Annotated in this window: 13 protein-coding genes; 2 read left to right on the forward strand and 11 right to left on the reverse strand. The window is 61.4% G+C overall.

Annotation, left to right across the window (positions count from 1 at the left end):
* Window positions 1–153: 153 nt before the first annotated feature.
* On the reverse strand, window positions 154–1,230 hold the full coding sequence (locus GSQ83_RS12030) for a sugar ABC transporter substrate-binding protein (protein ID WP_158803108.1): 1,077 nt from the start codon (window positions 1,228–1,230) through the stop codon (window positions 154–156).
* Window positions 1,231–1,461: 231 nt separating this feature from the next.
* A complete protein-coding gene (locus tag GSQ83_RS12035) occupies window positions 1,462–2,400 on the reverse strand; it encodes a dihydrodipicolinate synthase family protein (protein WP_158803109.1) in 939 nt (312 codons plus the stop codon).
* A gap of 295 nt (window positions 2,401–2,695) precedes the next feature.
* Between GSQ83_RS12035 and GSQ83_RS12040 the strand changes: the two genes are divergently transcribed.
* Window positions 2,696–3,862, forward strand: coding sequence for an ABC transporter substrate-binding protein (locus GSQ83_RS12040; RefSeq protein WP_158803110.1), 1,167 nt, complete (start codon window positions 2,696–2,698; stop codon window positions 3,860–3,862).
* Between the two features lie 60 nt (window positions 3,863–3,922).
* Here the strand turns inward: GSQ83_RS12040 and GSQ83_RS12045 are convergent, their stop codons facing one another.
* The 6 genes from GSQ83_RS12045 to GSQ83_RS12070 all read right to left on the reverse strand — a co-directional run bounded on the left by GSQ83_RS12045 (window position 3,923) and on the right by GSQ83_RS12070 (window position 10,758).
* A complete protein-coding gene (locus GSQ83_RS12045) occupies window positions 3,923–4,651 on the reverse strand; it encodes an ABC transporter ATP-binding protein (RefSeq protein WP_158803111.1) in 729 nt (242 codons plus the stop codon).
* Window positions 4,648–6,498 (reverse strand): branched-chain amino acid ABC transporter ATP-binding protein/permease, encoded by a 1,851-nt coding sequence (locus GSQ83_RS12050; RefSeq protein WP_158803112.1) that lies wholly within the window; start codon window positions 6,496–6,498, stop codon window positions 4,648–4,650. Before GSQ83_RS12050 ends, GSQ83_RS12045 begins: the two co-directional genes overlap by 4 nt.
* Window positions 6,499–6,522: 24 nt before the next feature.
* Window positions 6,523–7,419 (reverse strand): branched-chain amino acid ABC transporter permease, encoded by an 897-nt coding sequence (locus GSQ83_RS12055; protein ID WP_158803113.1) that lies wholly within the window; start codon window positions 7,417–7,419, stop codon window positions 6,523–6,525.
* A gap of 667 nt (window positions 7,420–8,086) precedes the next feature.
* Entirely contained in the window at window positions 8,087–8,860 is a 774-nt protein-coding gene (locus tag GSQ83_RS12060; protein ID WP_158803114.1) for an HpcH/HpaI aldolase/citrate lyase family protein, read from the reverse strand.
* Between the two features lie 144 nt (window positions 8,861–9,004).
* Entirely contained in the window at window positions 9,005–9,730 is a 726-nt protein-coding gene (locus GSQ83_RS12065) for a ribonuclease activity regulator RraA (protein WP_158803115.1), read from the reverse strand.
* Between the two features lie 80 nt (window positions 9,731–9,810).
* Window positions 9,811–10,758, reverse strand: a complete 948-nt coding sequence (locus GSQ83_RS12070; RefSeq protein WP_158803116.1) for a 3-hydroxyacyl-CoA dehydrogenase NAD-binding domain-containing protein — start codon at window positions 10,756–10,758, stop codon at window positions 9,811–9,813.
* Between the two features lie 228 nt (window positions 10,759–10,986).
* On the opposite strand from GSQ83_RS12070, the gene GSQ83_RS12075 reads away from it, so the two are divergent.
* Window positions 10,987–11,961 (forward strand): hypothetical protein, encoded by a 975-nt coding sequence (locus tag GSQ83_RS12075; RefSeq protein ID WP_158803117.1) that lies wholly within the window; start codon window positions 10,987–10,989, stop codon window positions 11,959–11,961.
* Here GSQ83_RS12075 and GSQ83_RS12080 read toward each other — a convergent pair.
* The 3 genes from GSQ83_RS12080 to GSQ83_RS12090 all read right to left on the reverse strand — a co-directional run.
* Complete coding sequence (locus GSQ83_RS12080) at window positions 11,927–13,213, reverse strand: cystathionine gamma-synthase family protein (protein WP_158803118.1); 1,287 nt, start codon at window positions 13,211–13,213, stop codon at window positions 11,927–11,929. The genes GSQ83_RS12075 and GSQ83_RS12080 overlap by 35 nt on opposite strands.
* 114 nt (window positions 13,214–13,327) lie before the next feature.
* A complete protein-coding gene (locus GSQ83_RS12085) occupies window positions 13,328–16,549 on the reverse strand; it encodes a DEAD/DEAH box helicase (protein WP_158803119.1) in 3,222 nt (1,073 codons plus the stop codon).
* Between the two features lie 200 nt (window positions 16,550–16,749).
* On the reverse strand, window positions 16,750–17,279 hold a 530-nt coding region (locus GSQ83_RS12090), incomplete at its 5' end, for an SDR family NAD(P)-dependent oxidoreductase (RefSeq protein WP_158803120.1).

Raw genomic sequence — 17,279 nt, forward strand, 5'->3', positions numbered from 1 at the left:
CCACTTCGAGGTTCATGCCGCTCAGCGCGACAACGCCGCCGTAGCGCTTGGTCAGACTGCGAACGGAAAGCAGTGGGTTTGCCACCGCCGGGCTCGCCGCAGCACGAGCGCGCGTTAGGTCCCGGCCATCGTCGCGCTCGCCCTGCATGCCGTCTACTGGGATTCGGCGGAGATGGGCTGCATTCCGTTGAGCGCGTCAGCGCCTGCAACAGTCTTCGCCCAGGGCTTGTAGAATTCCACTGTGGCATCAGGGGAGGCTGATATCGTCTGGAGTTGCTCGAAGGTGATCTTCGGCAGATTGTTGCCCATATCAACGCTGCTGGCCGTCACGACCTGGGTGCCGGCATTGAAGAAGCCGACAGGCAGAGGCTTTTTCGTCTTGATCGCTTGCACCACCAGAGCTACGGGCAGGTACCCTTGGACATAAGCGCTCTGTCCGAGCGTGACATAGGCGTGACCGTCCTTCACTGCCTTGAGATTTTGCGGCGTAAGGTCGTAGCCGCCCGCGATGAACTTATCGCCATTCGCGGCATTCAGTTTGCCAAGACTCGCGACATCAGGTGCGCAGAGGCCAACGAGCGCGACCGCATCCGGATTGGCCGCGTAAAGCTGCTCCCAATGGTTGTAGTTCTCGACTGCGCTGACCTTCACGTCGAAAGGTCCGAGAATCGTCAGCCCTGGCGCCGCTTTGAGCGATTCCTCGACACCCCGCCCGCGATTTTCGAGAACCGTGAGTCCCGGGAAGCAGTTGCCCAGGATGACCTTGCCTTTTGCGGAGGCGCCACCGAGCTTGTCGAAGATCATCTTGCCGAGGATACGGCCGCTTTCCGTCGAACGCTCTCCGACGTAAGGCCCCTTCACTGCCCTGCTGAGCAAGTTGTATTGGGCCAGCGGAACGCCGCTTTCGATGATATCATTCAGGCTTCTTGCCATGGACTCGCCCGGCACTGAAGTCGCGACGCCCTGTGCGCCGGCATTGACGATGTTCTGCACAAGCTTCAACTGGCCGTCCGGATCGCTGCCGGATTGCTGGGCAACCTTGAGGTCGACACCCAGATCCTTCGCCGCCGATTGGGCACCTTCGATAATCTGTTGGATGAAGGAGTCACCCTGCGAATGGGTCACGAAGCCGACCGTGGTCTTGTCCTGCGCTTGAGCAAGCGGCGAAAGTAAACTGACCGAACTCGCGGCGAGCAGGATCATTGGAATGCGGTTCTGCCACATGGGCATATTGTTTGCTCCCTAAGAGTAGATCTTGGCGGCCTGCCGTCGATCCTCGCTCCCTGGCTCACGCTTTGGGTGCAATGGGTCTTCCCGCCCATACCGCGCTATATTCTAGACATGAGCGGTTATGATCGGTCAAGACCGATCATAACGCGCCACGCAAAATCGACCGTTTGTTCATCTACAGATCGAAATTCGGTCAAAATCCCTCAGAACCAGTCGGCCGGAACTTGGCGCTCATTCGGCTAGACCCGCCGCCCGCGCATCCTGTCGCTCCAAGCGAGCCAACAGGTAGTTGACCTCGGCTTTGGCAAGGGCCGTCATGCCGCCGGCGGGTTTGCGCTGGGCATCCGAGGCGAGGATGCCGCGCTTGGCCATCACGTATTTGCGGATGGCCAAGCCGATGCCGGGCTGCTGCTCGTAGCGCAGCAAAGGCAAATGGGCGTCGAATAAATCATGCGCCGCGTCACGCTGCCCAATGGTCTGCAAGCGCACAACATCGACAAGCATGTCGGGGAAGGCGTAGCCCGTCATGGCGCCATCCGCGCCGCGCTCGGTTTCGAAATCCAGGAACAATCCGCCATTGCCGCACAGGATGGAGATGGGACGCATCGCCCCCTCAGCCTGCCAGCCGCGCAAGGTGGAGATCTTTTCCAGCCCCGGCCAATCCTCGTGCTTGAGCATGACGCAGGACTTGTTTTCTGTAACGATCCGCCGGATGACGCCGGGAGTCATCACGACCGTGAAGTTCAGCGGATAGTCCTGGATCACCCAGGGCACGTCATCGCCGATCGCTTCAATTGCCTGGCTATAGTAGGTCGCAATCTGGTCATCGGTGCGCAGTGTGTTCGGCGGCGCAATCATCACCCCGGCTGCACCGGCCTCCATGGAGGCCAGGGACAGGCTGCGCATGATGGCGAAGCCCGGTGCGGAGACCCCCACGATTACCGGCAGGTTTTCGGCACGGCGGATGAAGCGCGTGGCGACTTCCACCGCCTCCTCATTGTCCAACTTCGGCGCCTCCCCCATCACGCCGAGCACCGTCATGCCCGTACTGCCGACCTCGCGATAAAACTCCGTCATGCGGTCGATCGAGGCGAAGTCGATGCGGCCATCCGCGCTGAAAGGCGTGGGCGCGATTGGGTAAACGCCCTTGGCAGTGTGATCCAGTTTCATGGCTTGTCCTTGGAATCGGTCGGAACCGGAATACTGCAATCCTTCGCGCCGATAAATGCCGCAGGTGGGACAAACGGGGCATTTGGGCGGTGCGTTGAGGGCGCAACGAGGAAGACCTGTGGACAGGCGCGGCGATGTGGCAGACAATCAGTCGGAAGACAGTCGCGCGCGCTGATCCTCGCCTATCCGGTTCGATTGCTAATTCCGGACGGCGGCACAAGGGTCCTTCGCTCGGCTAAGTGGTGAGGCCAGCAGCGTATAACATTCCCGGACTTAAAGAGGAAAGAGAGATCCGATGAGGAAGCGTCTTGCTAATAGTATTGTCACGACGGTGGCTACACTGCTTTTCGGGACGGGCTATGCCTATGCAAGCAGTGATCCGATCCTGGTTGGTTTGATTGCCGGAACAACCGGCGCTTATGGATCGACGGGTGTCGCCACGGTTCAGGGTGCACAACTCGCAATCGAGAAGATCAATGCGAGCGGTGGTGTGCTCGGCCGGCCGCTCAAGCTGGAATGGCACAATGATGACGCTTCTGCCACGCTCGCGGGTCAGTTGTTCAAGAAGCTTGTGAGCAATGGGGCGGTTGCGATCGCTGGCTCGCCAGATACCGGGCCTGTGACGGCGCAGCTGGCCAATCGGTACAAGATTCCGGATATCGGCGTGGTCGATGACGGCGGGCTGACGGTTTACACCCAAGGGCCAGATGGCGCGCCGAACCCTTGGGTTTTCGATTTCGGATTGAACACCTTCGCATGGGGTGCGAAAATCGCGGAATATGCGTTGAAGCATTGCCCGTCCGGTCTCGCCGTCCTGCATGACCCGACGACCTATGGCGAGGGCGGTTATTACGGGATCAAGCAGGTCTACGACAAGGCCGGCAAACTCATCGCCAGCAATCAAACGATTACCGAGAATTGGTCGACCGGCGCGACGACCGGTCTGATCCCGGAGATCAACGCGATCAAAGCGACCGGGGCGACCTGCGTTGACGTGTGGCTTACGCCTCAGGATCAGGCGGCATTTGCTCAGGATCTCCATTCTCTCGGGCTAAAGTACACCGTCTTCGGCAATGACGAGACTAATGCGGACGATACCTACTCCAAGCTGGCTGGTGATCAGGCGGACGGCACGATCAGCGCGGCGCTTACTTCCGCGCTGCATCCGAGCGCCGACCTGCAAGCTTTTGCCGCGGACTATAAAAAGAAGTTCAACGAGGACCCTACGCCTTTCGCTGAGACGAGCTACGACAGTATCATGATGCTCGCTCAGGCCATCACGAACGCGAAGTCGACTGAGCCGAAAGCGCTCCAGGCGGCATTCAACTCGATCTCGCATTTTGGTGGCATTACCGGCGATCTTGGCTTCAGCCCGCAGAACCACGTTACCATTACGGCCGCCGAACTAACCCTGGTCAAATACGACGCGGCGACCAAGACATGGGTAGAAGTTACCGACTAAACTCCTGATTGGTAGGATGCACCGAAGCTTATATTTGGTGCATCCCGGGCGGGGGATCGGCTAGCCCAGATACTTATTGATCATTCCGATGCCTTCATGGCCGATCGTATCCGGATTCATCTCGTCGACAATTTCACCGTGCGTCATGATATACAGACGGTCGCAAATCCGCACCGCCACATCGATGCGCTGCTCGACGAGCAGCAGTGAGGCGCCTCTTTTCCGCAATTCCAGAAGCGCCTTCACGACGATGTCCACAGCAACTGGCGACAGCGCCACTGAGGGCTCATCCAAAAGCAGCACCTGCGGATCGCTCATCAGCATCCGCCCGATCGCGACCATCTGCTGCTCCCCGCCACTGAGGAAAGCCGAGCGGCGGCGGCGGTAATCCAGCAATACCGGAAAAAGTTCGTAGACCGACTCGATGAGCGCCTGAACCCGCGCCTTGTCCCGGCGTAGATGTAAGGCGCCGAGCATCAGGTTGTCTTCCACCGACTGATCGAGAAAAAGCCGGCGACCTTCGGGAGCGATCGCGGCATATCCGCTGGCGATCCGATGCGTGGGAAGCGCGGAAATCTCTGTTCCGAACACCTGGATCGTGCCTCTCCGGTGTTTCACCAGACCCATGATCGCGCGCAAGACCGTTGTCTTCCCGGCACCATTCGGACCGAGCAGCGCGACGGCTTCGCCCTCCTCGATCCGCAGGCTAATGTCGCGAACGACGTCAAAACGCCCGTATCCAGCGAATAGCGATGAAATCCGCAATGCCTGGTTTGGTTCGGTTTTCATTCGCCCAGATATACCTGCCTGACGACGGAGTTTGCCCTAACCTCATCCGCCGTGCCGGTGAGGATGACCTCGCCCGCATTTAAGAACGTCACTTGATCACAGAGTGGAAATAGGAAACGCGTCTGGTGCTCGATGATGATCATGGTGACGCCCTGAGCCTTCAGACCGCTGAGAATACGCGCCAGATGATCAACCTCCCGCGTTGACAGACCGGTTGCCGGTTCATCTAGAATGATAATGTCCGGACCCGCCACGCATACCGATGCGAGCTGCGTTAGTTGCTCGATCCCATGCGGGACACCACCGACCCGCCGATTGGTCCAATCCCCGGCGCCGGCCGAAAGCAGAGCTTCGGCGGCCCGTGTTTGCATCTGTTTCATGTCGCGGCGGCCGGACGGGAGCAAAGGCCAGACTGCCGCTCTTCGCACGATACCGGGCACACTGCTATATAAGCCGACCAGAACATTCTGCCGCGTGGTCAATTCGCGCACCAATTCGGCGGCCTGAAAGGTTCGGCGCAGGCCGAGCCGCGCGCGATCGCTCGGGGCAAAACGATCGACCCGCGATCCCCTAACGGTCGTCGTTCCCGACGATGGTCGCAAACGGCCGGCGATGACATTCGCAAGCGTGCTTTTGCCGGATCCGTTCGGGCCGATAAGGCCGTGGATATGGCCGCGCTTCACAATGAGATCCACGTTGCGCAGGACTTTGGGACCGGATCCATAGCCGAATTCGATGCCACGGCATTCGACCATAATTTCATCAACGGCCGGTCCATGCTGCATCAAGGCCTGGTTTGGACGTGACAGGGGAACAGGAGCGGCCTCCTGTTGATCCGCACGCCCGATGGTCTCGCTCCTGCCGTCCCGAAACACGTAGCGTTTGATTATTCCCACCACACCCTCGGGGAAGACGGTGATAGCGAAGATGGAGAGTGCTCCGTAGATGATCTCTTGGAGCCAAGGGTTGATATTGACGACGGCCGGGAATGCGCTGACGAAAGCGGCGCCCACAAGCGGGCCTAGCGTAGTATTGATTCCGCCCAGCAGCACCATGACGAGGATGTTCAGCGAGACCGCCCAGTCGAACTGACCAGGAGATACGACGCCAAGGAAGGAAAAGAGCCATCCCGCGAATCCCGCCAAGGAAGCTGACAGGCCGAAGACGCCGATTTTGATAAGCGCCGTACGCGCTCCAGCGGCCTCAGCGAAGGGCTCGGCATCCCTGATCGCGAGCAGCACTGGATACAGTGGCGATTTCCGTATGTTCCAGACCAGAGCAGTGGCAGCGAAAAGCGAGAGCATGGCGCACCAGGCAACCGATGAGCCGAGCACGGTGAGGCTTTGCGGGAAGTCCGGGAAAGGCGGGCCAAGCAAACCTTGTGTGCCACCCGTAATCTGTAGATCTGTCGCCAGAACCGTGATTATGAGGGTAAAAATGAATGTCGTGATGGCGAAATACAGGCCGCTGACGCGAAGAGACATCGCGCCGATCATCATGCCGCTCAGGCCGGTGATTGCGAGAATAACGGGCAACAGAACGAAGACATTGATGTTCAAATCCGTGGCCGCCAGTGTCGTGGCATAGGCGCCGATCGCGAAGAAACCACCCTGGCCTAGCGAGTAGAGTCCAAGCGTGCCCGCGACCAAATCGAGGCTGATCGCCAAAATTCCAAAGACCGCGGCAACCAGGACGAGGCTTTGGAGGTTCAGATTTAAATTCGCGACAATATAGGTGAGGAGAACATATCCCACCACTACGAGCAGACCTGCCGCTTGCTTCAATCGGGCCGCGATTTGCCCCATCCGACCGACTGGCGTTGAGACTTGCACCGGCTTTCCATTCATCGCGGCGTTTCCTCGGCAGCGCGATCAATGTGCCGGGCGGAGACGGAGCAAGAAATTTCCGGAACTAAAAAGACCTCGCGGCGTGAAAATCAAAATCACCACGAGCACGAGGAACGGAAACCAGTCGGATGCCTGCGAGTTGATCAGTGCATTGGCGCCCTCGGACAGAATGCCCAGAAGCAGGCCGCCGAACATGGCGGCAACGGGCTTTTCGGTTCCCCCGCCGATCATCATCGCGATGAAGCCATAGGTTCCGTAGGTGTCACCGAGATAGGGGTTCGCGAAGGTCAGCGGCCCGATCAGGATGCCTGCGATGCCTGCGAAAAGCCCCGAGATAGCGAAGGCCACGACCGCAACCACCGTGATATTCGCCCCGATGGCGGAGGCCATTTCCGGATCGGCCGCGATTGCCATGCCAAGCTTGCCAAACAGCGTATGCCTGCGCACCAACTCGAATACGGCGGCAAGGCCAATTGCTGCGACAATTGCCAGAAGCTGCTGCTGCGTGAGAATGGCGCCTCCGATGTGGAGGCTGGAACTGTTCAGAAGCGGAGGAAAAGGCCGCGACGTCGGACCCCAGATATAAGCGGCGGCATTCTCGACCACCACGGCGAAGCCCAAGGTGCTCACTAGCCAGCCGAAGCTGAAGCGATCGAAGGCGAGGATCGGCCGCACCGCCACCACATAGGACAGGACCCCGATGACGCAGGAGGCGGCGAGTCCCGCGAGAACCGCTATCCAAGGGGAACACCCGGCGGACGAAATCGCCGCCACGACCATAATGGCGATCATCAACAACTGTCCCTGGGCAAAATTGATGACGCGGGTGACGTAGTAGGAAATCGCCAGTGCCATCCCGATCAGGCCGTAAATCGCGCCGATCGCAAGCCCACTGAGTATGACCTGGAACAATGTAATCATGCCCTTATTTTTCTTGCTTACACCTAGCCGCGGGCCGCCACTCACAATCAAGGACCGGCTGCCGAGCAGCGTCCCCCATCCAGCTTTAGCACTCAAAGCCGGTCGGCCGACCCTATCACGCTGGGCATAGCTGTTAGCACTTGTGCAGCGCACAAAAGGAATTGCCCGTCGATGCATCCGACATCATTGTCCCGTCCGCAGCACGGCTAAGGCCCGCTGCAGGTTCCCTCCCTAAACTTGGCGGCGCTCTTACAGCGTCGTCTTTTTTTCGGGGAGTGATTGCGGCCACAGCCCGGCAGCTTGGCTTCGCCACGAATTTGAGCCGAGCTAAGCCAGATAGGGATATGCGACATGCCCAGATCGAATCGCACGGCTTAAGCGCGCTATGGGAAAATCAGGCAAGAAGTCCACACTCGGCATCACGCTTGTGAAAGCGAGATTTCATGTCGGAAAAGATAAATCCTCTGGTGTCGTGCGATTTCGCTGGTCGGATCGATCGGTGACGGAGCGATCGGTATCCTCTGTCTCCGAGTATCTCGAATTCCTCAACCAAATCCATCGCGCCGATCTGCAGAAACCCGCCGGGATGTAGATCAGTTCGAGGCGAGGCATCGCAGCCGCCCCGCGCCCCGACGGTTTCAGCAGTGCGGCACGCGAGCCGACGAGGTCAGGCCTGGCTTTTCAGAAACGCGAGGCGCTGTGCGAGTGCGCTCTGAAACAGCACATGATCCGGCCCGACGCCGATCATGCGAAATCCGTGCTCCCAATATTCCGTCGCCCATTTGTCGTCAGGCACAAGAAAACCCGCGACCTTCTTGCTGGCCTTTGCCGCCTCCACGATGCGCTTGACGGCGCTTAAGTAGATTGGGTTTTGGAACTGACCGGGTATCCCCAGAAAATTCGTGAGATCGAAATGGCCGAGCCAAATCACGTCGACGCCTTCTGCCGCCGCGATTTCCTCGACATTTTCCAGGCCCGTCGCGGTTTCGATCTGAGCGATGACCAGCGTGCGTTCGCGCGCTATTTCCATCGTCGCGATTGGCTGAGCCCGGTAACCATCATGCGCGACACCGAATGCCGCTCCGCGCCTGCCGAAAGGGGGGTAATGCGCGCAGGCAGCGATATGCTCGGCCTGGGCGCGGCTCTCGACCATCGGGACCATGATGCCATGTGCGCCAAGATCGAGTGCTCGGGCGATGAAGTGGTATTCGCTGGTGGGCACACGAACCAGCGGTGCCACGTCCAGGCCTCTGCAACCGGCAATCATGTGTTTCAGGGTCTCATAGCCGAGGCCGGTGTGTTCCATATCGAATAGAATAAAATCCGCGCCGGATCCGGCAACGATCGCCGGCATTCCCGGCGAGAAGAATTCGAATATCATAGGGCCGAACACCTTCCCATCTCGGCGAAGGCGTTCTTTAAGGCTGCGGGTGACGCTCATGACGCGATCCTTGGTTTCGTTCCTGCCGCACTGTTATCGTCGCCCCGGACAATCGCCAGGAAGGCGCCCATGCGTCGTTGTTGTGTGCGAAAGCACGCAGGATGGCATCATGTGCGACAAGGCGCGGGGGCGCAAATGCTGGGTTTAGTGCCCGGTCCCGGGCGGATCCGCGGCCTTGTTTGAGGCCTCGTAACGCGCCTTCGTCTCCGCATTCATCGGATAGAGACCCGGCAAAGGCGCGTCTCGGCCAATTTCCTCCATGATCCAGGCTTCCATCCGCTCCTGTTCGGGTGCTTCAGCCAGAACGACATCCAACAGCGCTGCTGGGATGACAACCGCCCCGTCAGTATCAGCCACGATCACGTCGTCAGGAAAAATGGCGACGCCGCCGCAGCCGATCGGCTCCTGCCAGCCGACAAAGGTAAGAGCAGCAACGGATGGCGGTGGCGCGACGCCCTGGCACCAGACTGGGAGTCCGGTTCCGAGCACACCGGCGACGTCCCGCACGGCACCGTCGGTCACCAGCGCTGCGACGCCTCGGCGGGCCATTCGCGCCGTCAGGATATCACCGAAGATGCCGGCATCGGTGGCGCCGCCCGCATCCACCACCGAGATGCAGCCACTCGGCATGGCCTCGATCGCCGCGCGGGTGGAAATCGGCGAACTCCAGGACGCGGGCGTCGCGAGATCCTCGCGCGCGGGCACGAAACGCAAAGTGAACGCTCGCCCGGCGCAACGGGGCTGCCCCTTCTCAAGAGGGCGCGCGCCGCGGATCCACAGGTTGCGCAGACCCCTCTTCAGCAAGATGGTCGTGATCGTCGCGGTGGAAACAGAGGTGAGGACCTCACTGGTCGAGGGATCAAGTGACATGGCTAGGCTAGCCTCCGCCTGCTGGTAGCCGAGGTAAACACTTTAGCGATTGGGTGGGAATGAGCTGCCACCGCCGCCTCTCACTTCGGCGGGGCGTCGCGCGCCGCGAGCACGCGCATCAAGCCCGCGTCCCGTTCCGCCTCGAGTTCGGTGATGGAGCGGCCGGCCGCCTCCGCCGTAACCCCCGCGATGAGTTTGGCGCAAATATCCGGCGTCAAGCTGGGGGAGCCAAGGCTTGCCCAGCGAGCCTCCTGGCTGGGGCCGAGATGTTTCAAGTAGTGCTCGATCCCGCCGGAACCGCCGCCGAGATGATAAGCCATGTGCGCACCGACGACGGACCATCGCAGCCCTGGACCATGCACAAGGGCCGCATCGATCTCGGCGACATCGGCGATGCCCTCGGCGACCATGTTGACCGCTTCGCGCCAGAGCGCGGAGGAAAGCCGGTTCGCAATATGCCCGGCGGCCTCCTTTTTCAATCGAACGGTTTTGCGGCCAAGTGTTTGGTAGAACGATTCTGCGAACGACAAAGCGGCCGGGTCGTTTCCGTAAAGCTCGACTAGGGGCATGAGGTGCGGTGGGTTGAAAGGATGCGCGGTTATGAAGCGTTGCGGGTAGCGTAACTGGGTCGCCAATTCCGACCAGATCAGCGATGATGTGCTGCTTGCGATGATCGTCTCAGGCGAAGCGGCTGTTTCGATTTCGGCATAGATCGCCTGCTTTACGGGCACCGATTCCGGCGCGTTTTCCTGGATCCAGAACACGTCACGCACAGCCCCTGCAATCGACGGCTCAACTACGAGGGTTCCGCGTGACAGTCCCTCGCCGGACTTCATCTCCGCCAACTGGGCGCAAATGCCTTGGACACGAGCAGCAAGGTCCGCGCGAATTTCGGCGGAGGGATCCCACGTCTTTACGTTGAAGCCGTGCGACAGAAAGAGGCCGGACCAACTCGCCCCGATCAGACCACACCCCACCACCGCGACCGACTTGGGGAGCAAATTATACTGCGCGGCATGAGCGATCATAGCCAAGCATCCTCGGTTGCTCGTCGATAGTCTATTGCAGGCGCTCCAGACCGCGTAGCGTCACACTTTCTGCGACGATTGTTGACCCAGCCTAGCGGCCGCCACCAAAAAAGGCATCGCGAGCATTTCCATGGAATTTCCAGGAAATCGATGGACGATTCATAGAAAGACGTTCATTTTCGGGAAAATTCTCTCAAGACGCGATGGGTGCGTGACCTGGACGCTTCGATGCACGCTGAATTCGCTGCCAAATTGCGCCTGACGGCCGCAGTGCTGGGAAACGCGACGCATAAGGGCCTCTGTGCGCGGTTCAGGGCAGTGAACCCGAACACACCCTGTGATATCGACCGGCTGCATAAGTGGATCCAGGGGCGGGCGTTGCCGCGCTCGCCCCAGCTTTATGAGGATTGGGCCAAGGTTCTCGGGACGCACCGACCCGGCACTTGGCTCGCGACCTGCAGCATGAACGAGTTTCGCGACGAGATCGCTCTGCTCTTTGGCGCCAGCCTCGAAGACATGCACCGCACCGAAACGCCACGCGCCCGTTCCGAGGCTGTCAACGGAACACCTTCCGATCCGGGCGGGCTGCGCACCCTGTACGGCACCTTCGCCTGTTACTCGCTCGCCTGGTCGCCCCATTATGCCGGGCAACTGATCCGTGGCGCGCTGCGTCTCGAGCCGGGAAAGGGATCAACGCTCAGGGCAACCTATACCGAGGCGCTGTTCGGAGGCCCGGTTCAGATGATTGGCGATGTCGTGCTCAGCGGCGGGACGTTGCACATGTTGCTGAGGAATCCGGATACAGGCTTGCCCGCGTCGATGATCCTGATCATGCCGGGACCGCCGGCCAGCGTGCTTTGCGGCATATTATCGTCCCAGGCCTTTGTCGCACACCACGCGCTGCCATCGGCCTCTCGGATGCTTGTCGTGCGTGTTCCCAGCGCCGCGCGGCTCGACACCTCCAACAGGTATTTGGATTTTAGCCCTTCCTGCGTCTCGGACGATCTTGATGGATTGGGACTAAAACTCGACGCGCCGGGACCGTTGAATGCTTTGGTCGCCGCTTTCCTCGGGCGAGGGATCGACCAGGTCTCCCCGATCGATCAGGCCAGCTTCTCCAGTGCCTTGGACCCCCTGTATTTCCTGCCGGCCGCTGGGAAAGCCGCGCTCAGGATTGATCCAGCACCGCCAGAGCCTGGGTGAGGTCAGCAACCAGATCGTCCTCGTTCTCCAGCCCGATACTGAGACGGATCAAGCCGTCTGTGACACCGATGCGGGCCCGCACGTCCTTAGGCACGCCGGAATGCGTGGTGGAGGCGGGATGGCACACGAGCGATTCCGTGCCGCCCAGGCTGACCGCCAGCTTGAAGATGCGCAGCCGATTCAACACACGGAACGCCTCGGCCTCACCACCCGCGATCTCGATGCTGAAGGTCGAGCCCGGACCCGTGCATTGTCTGGCGTAGATCCCACGCGTGGCCTCGCTGCCGCGTTCACCGCCGAGGGCATGCACCGCTGTAACCTTCGGGTGAAGTTCCATCGCGCGGATAACGGTCTCGGCGTTGCGGGCGGCGGCGCGAACGCGCACCGCCAAGGTCTCCAGCGAGCGACCCAGCATCCAGCAGGAATGCGGATCGAGCTGCGTGCCGATCGCCCCGCGCAGTAGCCGCACCGGCTGCAACAGCGCGCGGCTGCCAATCACCGCGCCACCGATAAGGTCGCTGTGGCCGCCTATGTATTTTGTGAGCGACGCTGCCACGAGATCGGCACCGTGAAGGAGCGGCTGCTGGAACACAGGGCTCAGCATGGTGTTGTCGCAGATCACGAGCGGCCGCAGGCCGGTGGTTTCGCCGACCCGATCGGCCGCCGCACGCACAGCCGCGATATCGACCAGCGTGTCGAGCGGATTCGAAGGGGTTTCGATCATCACCAGGCTGAGGCGCCCGAGCTTGCAGGCTTCCTCGGCAGCGGCTTGGATGGCGGCGGGATCGGTTCCGTCGGCGAAGCCATGTGCCTTGATGCCGAAATTGGCGAGGGTGCGGCTGAGCAAGGTCTCCGTGCCGCCATACAGGGGCTGGCTATGAAGGATGACGTCGCCAGGCCGCGCGGTCGCCAGTATGGCGGTCGTGATCGCCGCCATTCCCGAACTGAACGCCAGAGCGCCTTCTCCGGCCTCGTAGATGGCCAGCCGCTCCTCGATGATCTCGCTGTTCGGGTGGTTGAAGCGGGAATAGACCAGCCCGGCGCCACCCTCTGGCGCGGGCTTGCGCCCGGCCACGACATCGAAGAAGTCTCGCCCTTCCTCGGCGGATCTGAAGACGAAGGTCGAGGTGAGAAAGACCGGCGGCTTGACCGAACCCTCGGAAAGCGCCGGATCATAGCCGTAGCCGAGCATCAGCGTTTCCGGCGCCAAAACGCGATTCCCGATGGTCCGGTTGTGGCTGCGATCCTTCATGGAGTCCCCCAGGGTCCCGGCCCATTTGGCCGGCCCGGCGGGGAGGATGCACGCGTCTCGGGTGTTTTGCACGCCGAGCTTTAGCCCGCTCGCACGCCTATAGGCGCGCTGTTCTCAAGCCGCCAGGCGTTGTTCGGGACCCTTGAACAGGAACTCCACATCGTCGATTTCGACACCCGCGAAATCGCCCTCCTCGCTGAGCGCGATATTGGCGAGATCGGCCTTGCGGCGCTGGAGTTCGACGATCCTGTCCTCGACGGTATCGGCCGCGATCATTTTGTATACGAAGACCGGCTTGGTCTGGCCGATACGATGCGTCCGGTCCGACGCCTGATCCTCGGCCGCCGGATTCCACCAGGGGTCATAATGAATGACGGTATCGGCGGAGGTGAGGTTCAGTCCCCTACCCCCAGCCTTCAGGCTGATGAGGAACAGCGCGACCTCGCCGCTTTCGAAGACGCGCACGGGCTCCGCCCGGTCGCGCGTATCGCCGCGCAACTCGACGAACTTGATACCAGCCTCCACCAGGCGCGGCTTGATGAGGTCGAGCATCGTCGTGAACTGCGAGAACAGCAGGATACGCCGGCCCTCGGGGATCATCTCGCTGATCATCTCCAGGAGCTCATCGAGCTTGCTTGAGGATTCGACCGAACGGGCCGAGGCGAGCTTAACCAGCCGCGGATCGCAGCAGACTTGGCGCAGTTTGAGGAGCGCATCCAGCACCACGATGCGGCTCTGCGCGGCGCTCAGTTCGGCGACCTGTTCGCGAACCTTGTCGTACAGCGTCGCGCGGATGGTCTCGTAGAGTTCGCGCTGGTCGGTGGCCAGGTTGATGCGGCGCAGGATGGTGTGTTTCGGCGGAAGGTCGGTGGCCACTTCCGCCTTCGTGCGGCGCAGCAGAAACGGCTTGATCCGGCGGATCAGTTGAATGCGCCGAGTGGTGTCGTTGTTCTTCTCGATCGGCGTGCGGAAGCGCTTGGCGAAGCCTTTGCGGTCGCCAAGGAGGCCGGGCATCAGGAAAGCGAATTCCGACCAAAGTTCCTGAAGGTTGTTCTCGATCGGCGTGCCCGAGAGGCAAAGCCGGTGGCGCGTATCGAGCTGGCAGACGGCGCGGGTTGCCTTGGCGTCCGGACTCTTGATGACCTGCGCCTCGTCCAAGACAACCAAATGCCAAGGCAGCAGCTTCATCTCCTCGATATCGCGGGCGAGCACGGTGTACGTGGTGATCACTACATGGATGCCAGCGAGTTCCGTGCGACGCTCATGGCGGTCCAGACCATGCAGAACGGCGACCCGCAGATGTGGCGCGAACTTAACGAGCTCGGCGGTCCAATTGGTGACCAGGCTGGTCGGAACGACGATCAAAGCCGGCCGGTCCAGCCGTCCCTCCGTTTGCTCGATGACGATATGCGCGATGGTCTGCGCGGTTTTGCCCAGGCCCATGTCATCGGCAAGGAAGCCGTTGAGGCCAACGGTGCGCAGGTGCTGCAACCAGTCAACACCCTGCTGCTGGTATGGCCGCAGCGTCGCGGTGAAGCTCGTGGGGATTGCGACCCTCGGGATTGCCATCTCGCCGCGAAAGTGGCGGGCATAAGCTTCGATGGCGCTCGCATTCTCCCACCGCGTGCTGAGCAGATCTTCGAGGTCCAATACGCCAGGGGCCTCGGCCTCCGGCAGCAGCAGGCGGCCTTCGCCTGTGCGCCGCGCGGCCTCGATGAGATCGGTCATCACCGCGAGAAGGCGCCGTATTTTCTCTGCCGGCAGCTTGAGGATGCGGCCATCCTCAAGGCTGGTGATCAGCTCGCCATCGACGATTTTGGCCGCGTCGATGCCGCCACGGTCGAGGAGGCGGGAGAGAATGGGCAGCAAAGGAATGCGGGTGCCATCCACCTCGATACCGAAATCGAGTGAGAACTTGCCGGCCTCGGCATCCTCGACCCGCACATCGTAGTCACCGACCGATTTGACCAGAGTCGGGCCGAAGTCGCGGTCGATCTGGTTGCGCCACCCCTGCGCCTCCAGCAACGGAACGCGATCGCCGACGAAACCCTGCCAGCGCTCGGAGGCATCGCGGCCACGATAGACGAAGACCATGCGCCCTCTGGCGGAAAGGCCCTCGGCGATCCGCATCTGGGCGAGCCCCTCCTTGCGGAGAGCCTCGAGAGCAGCCGCCTCAGCGACCCGGTCGCGGCGAACAAAGCTTGGGCCACCGGCGTCGCCGGGGCGGATCAGGCGGAGAAACTGGCGCTCGTCGTCTCCCGACGTGAGGATCCCTTCATAATCGAAGTCGATCGTCAGCGCGTCGATGCTCTGCATATGGCCGAAGTCGTCGGGGCAATCGATCTTGCGCAGACGGAGAATGGGAACGGGAGGCCGCTCCAGAATCACCGGCTCCGCCGCGGCGACGATCACCGGTTCAGCGCGGAGTTCACTGTCCCGGCTGCGACTGGAGCGCGAGGGTGCCGGACGGCTAGCGCCAAAGCGAGGCGGCTCGCCCCGGCGAAAGGTTGGGCTTTGCGGTTTCGCCGCCGGGCGAAACAGGCGTTGCGGCGTCAGCTCCGTGCGGGGTTGCGGCACGGATGCCGGGCGAAGTCTCACGCGGCCCACGGCACCGGTTGCCGCATCGACATACCAGGGGCCGGTGTCGCCGAGGATGACCGCGGATTTCGGCGGCAATTTGGGCGGAACATTGGAGGGGAAACTGCGTTCCTCGCCCAAAATGAGCGGCTTTCCCGTCGCATGCCAGCGCGCCTTGCCCAGCCTCGGCAATAGCCCGAGCACTGCTGGAACCGAGGAAGGCGCGATTGGAACCCGGCTGACGGTTCCACCGCCAAGGAGCTTGGCCATGATGCGGGTGGACCCGCTCGATAGGTGATCGGCCAGGATCCGCGCCGGGGTCGTGATCCCCGGCGCGCCAGTACGCTCCCCGACAAGGAGCGTGGAGACGAAGCAGGCATGGGGCATTTCGCCCGGCGACAGCTCGAAAACGAGACGCTGACGCTCCTCGCCCACCGGCTCCAGCTTTTCCAGCAAACTGGTCGGCTCCGGCTTGCGCAACGCGGGGTAGCGATCGAGAGCCGCGAGGGCTCCCGCCGCGAGATGCGCACAGGCGGACTGGCCGCAGCTGCATTTGTTCAGAAAGCCTACCCGGCTGCCGCGCGCCGAGGGCGTGATGGTGGCCGTGTGACGCTGGCCGAGTTGATCGACCACGACCGCGATCGCCGCATCCCCGAGGGTGACGCTCACCGATTCGAGCAAAATTAGAGACCGGCCCCTTCTGAGCACGCTCGCGTCGAAAACATGGGAAAGATCTTCGGGCGAGAACGGCGTCAGCATCGGAGCAGGGAAACCTTCGGCTCTAGACTCACTGCTTCCGGCGGCGGCAAGCGGGCGGGACTGGGGGGAATTGGTTGTAGCAGAGCTGGTGGATGCCGTCAGCTATCCGTCCTGCAGCTCGGGCAGCCGCCGAACGGGTAGGATGTAGGAGACACGCGCGGAGAACTCAAACCCGCCGGGAGGGCAGTGGGCTTGGCGTCTCAATAAGTCGCTCGGCCGCCTGAAACGTCGAACACGGCGCCGGTGCTGAACGAGGCTTCGGCACTCGCCAGCCAGCAGACGAGGGAGGCGACCTCGCTTATGCCGCCGAAGCGCCCGATGGGGATCTTCGACAACATGAAGTCGATGTGCTGCTGCGTCATCTGATCGAAGATCGCGGTCTTCACCGCCGCCGGCGTGACGCAGTTCACCCTGATCTCGGTCTTCGCCAATTCCTTGCCGAGCGATTTGGTGAGGCCAATGACCCCGGCCTTCGACGCGCTATAGGCCGAGGCATTCGGGTTGCCCTCCTTGCCCGCCACGGACGCGATATTGACGATGCGCCCGTAGCCGTTCTTCACCATGAACGGCACCACGAATTTATTGCAGTAAAACAGCCCGTTGAGATTGACGTCGATGACCTCTCGCCAATCCGCGACGGGATAGTCGGCGACCGTCGTGTTGGGTCCGGTGATGCCCGCGCTGCAGACCAGAATGTCAATCTTGCCCAAATCCACCGCTGTTGCCTCGG

Origin of the sequence: Acidisoma sp. L85 (assembly GCF_009765865.1) — a bacterium.
In the GTDB taxonomy this organism is placed as follows: domain Bacteria; phylum Pseudomonadota; class Alphaproteobacteria; order Acetobacterales; family Acetobacteraceae; genus Acidisoma.

Excerpts from the sequence above, each read along its gene's own strand:
- GSQ83_RS12080 (WP_158803118.1), bottom strand. The coding sequence starts at position 13,213 with ATGAAGGATCGCAGCCACAACCGGACCATCGGGAATCGCGTTTTGGCG.
- GSQ83_RS12060 (WP_158803114.1), bottom strand. The coding sequence starts at position 8,860 with ATGAGCGTCACCCGCAGCCTTAAAGAACGCCTTCGCCGAGATGGGAAG.
- GSQ83_RS12050 (WP_158803112.1), bottom strand. The coding sequence starts at position 6,498 with ATGAATGGAAAGCCGGTGCAAGTCTCAACGCCAGTCGGTCGGATGGGG.
- GSQ83_RS12040 (WP_158803110.1), top strand. The coding sequence starts at position 2,696 with ATGAGGAAGCGTCTTGCTAATAGTATTGTCACGACGGTGGCTACACTG.
- GSQ83_RS12075 (WP_158803117.1), top strand. The coding sequence starts at position 10,987 with ATGCACGCTGAATTCGCTGCCAAATTGCGCCTGACGGCCGCAGTGCTG.
- GSQ83_RS12085 (WP_158803119.1), bottom strand. The coding sequence starts at position 16,549 with ATGCTGACGCCGTTCTCGCCCGAAGATCTTTCCCATGTTTTCGACGCG.
- GSQ83_RS12045 (WP_158803111.1), bottom strand. The coding sequence starts at position 4,651 with ATGAAAACCGAACCAAACCAGGCATTGCGGATTTCATCGCTATTCGCT.
- GSQ83_RS12065 (WP_158803115.1), bottom strand. The coding sequence starts at position 9,730 with ATGTCACTTGATCCCTCGACCAGTGAGGTCCTCACCTCTGTTTCCACC.
- GSQ83_RS12055 (WP_158803113.1), bottom strand. The coding sequence starts at position 7,419 with ATGATTACATTGTTCCAGGTCATACTCAGTGGGCTTGCGATCGGCGCG.
- GSQ83_RS12030 (WP_158803108.1), bottom strand. The coding sequence starts at position 1,230 with ATGCCCATGTGGCAGAACCGCATTCCAATGATCCTGCTCGCCGCGAGT.
- GSQ83_RS12070 (WP_158803116.1), bottom strand. The coding sequence starts at position 10,758 with ATGATCGCTCATGCCGCGCAGTATAATTTGCTCCCCAAGTCGGTCGCG.
- GSQ83_RS12035 (WP_158803109.1), bottom strand. The coding sequence starts at position 2,400 with ATGAAACTGGATCACACTGCCAAGGGCGTTTACCCAATCGCGCCCACG.